The organism is Candidatus Aminicenantes bacterium (assembly GCA_026393855.1).
Taxonomy (GTDB): Bacteria; Acidobacteriota; Aminicenantia; order Aminicenantales; family UBA4085; genus UBA4085.
The window spans coordinates 1-1579 of sequence record JAPKZJ010000139.1 but is presented as its reverse complement, the minus strand read 5'-3'; the positions used below and the strand labels follow the sequence as shown (position 1 = coordinate 1579).

Here is a 1579-nt window from a genome sequence, read left to right as displayed (position 1 = left end):
AATGTCGACGCGAAAGGCCGCTTTATTCGTTCTGTCGTTTCTCCTGCTCGTCGCCTTGGCCCAGGCCGGCCCTGCCTTCTCGCTGAAGCTCTATGGCGGCGCGGGATACTGGCTGACGGGCGGGGATTTCAAACCGCTTTTCGCCAGCACGGCCGATCGTTGGCGCGAGGTTGGCTATACCGGAACTTTTGATTTGGATTGGAAACCGATTGCCATCGAAGGGGGCGTCCAAGCCGTTTTGATGTTTAACCCGCGGCTGGGGATGGCCTTCGGGATCGGCTATCTCAGCAAGTCGATTAATCAGGATTCCATGCTCAACGACGGGAGCGGTGCGACCGTTGAGCAGATCAGTTCCTATAAAGTCCAGTCCCTGCCCGTTTCGTTGGATCTTCTCTATTATTTCGTCGCCTCGGAGCCCGTCCGGATCAATCTCTCGGTCGGCGCGACCTATTTTTCCAGTCTGGTCAAGGTTGAGGAGCACAGCCTCTATAAGGACCCCAATTATTTAGGCAAGCTTAACTGGAAATGGGATCTCCTCCGGACTTTCGAATCGGATCGCAAGAGCGTGCTCGGGTTCCAGGCCGGACTCGGCGCCGAGATCAAGCTGTTCGGCCCCGCCTCGCTCTGCTTCGATCTGCTCTACCGGCTTGCCTCGTTCGATGACATCCAAGGGACTCTTCGCGAGTCCGATAACGTCACCTGGACCGGCGGGCATGAATCCGGTAGTGCTACCGTCGACCAGACCCAAATGTGGTACTCGACCGCTGACGTGTGGGGAAATACTTGGCATTACCTGGATATCCAGAAGGGCGAACCTACCACAGTCGACGAGGCGCGTCCGTTCAAGATCAGCATGGGTGGACCGGTCCTCCGCGTCGGGATCAAAATCGGAGTCTGAAGACAGAGATTCTTGCTTGTCGTTGCGAGCGTAGTGTAGCAGCGACAACGGCACCTTCCGCCGCACTCGCAATGACAGAGCGTTATCTTCGCCCCGGCATTCCCGGATCACTGATACAGCTTCGGCTCTTTGCGCCAGTCCTTGTCTTTGTCGTGGGCCATGGCGGCTACGCGAGGCCGCCGTTCGAGGAGGCGCACCGATTCGACGATGCAGCCCGTGCCTAGGCTCCGCGGATTCTTGCCGACGCACTCGAGGCGGAGGGTATAGACTCCCGGCTCGGGCCAGAAATCGAGCAATTGGAATTCTTGCGCCCCCGTCTCGTTGGCGTAGAAATCCAGCGGCCGGCCGAGCTTGACGCCGTTCAATGAGGCCTGATAACGCCCCCCGTCGTCGGCGAGCGATCCGCCGAGCACAAGGTGCAGCGGCTCCTTGGCCTTGACCTCGAACGGGATCTCGATCCAGGCGCCGGTCGGGCTCTTGGGCTTGACGACGAGCGCTTCCCTGCCGAAATCATCGATCGTCCGCTTGGAGATTTCAGCAGCGCCCGAACGAATCTTCGCCGCGATATCGGCGGCCCGTACGGCCGTCCGGTCTAACGACGGCAGCTTTCGTTCGGCCGCTCCCGGGGCGCGCGCAGTGAAGGTCGGCTCGCCCGTTTGATACCAGAAGGCGACGCTGGAG

The 1579-nt window shown here is 59.9% G+C and carries 2 protein-coding genes; one reads left to right on the top strand and one right to left on the bottom strand.

Annotation, left to right across the window (positions count from 1 at the left end; genetic code table 11):
• A partial coding sequence (locus NTZ26_15755) for an outer membrane beta-barrel protein (protein ID MCX6561950.1) occupies nt 1–898 on the top strand: 898 nt, incomplete at its 5' end.
• A gap of 107 nt (nt 899–1005) precedes the next feature.
• Here the strand turns inward: NTZ26_15755 and NTZ26_15750 are convergent.
• Nucleotides 1006–1579 (bottom strand): hypothetical protein (locus tag NTZ26_15750; GenBank protein ID MCX6561949.1); only part of this gene is annotated, 574 nt, incomplete at its 5' end.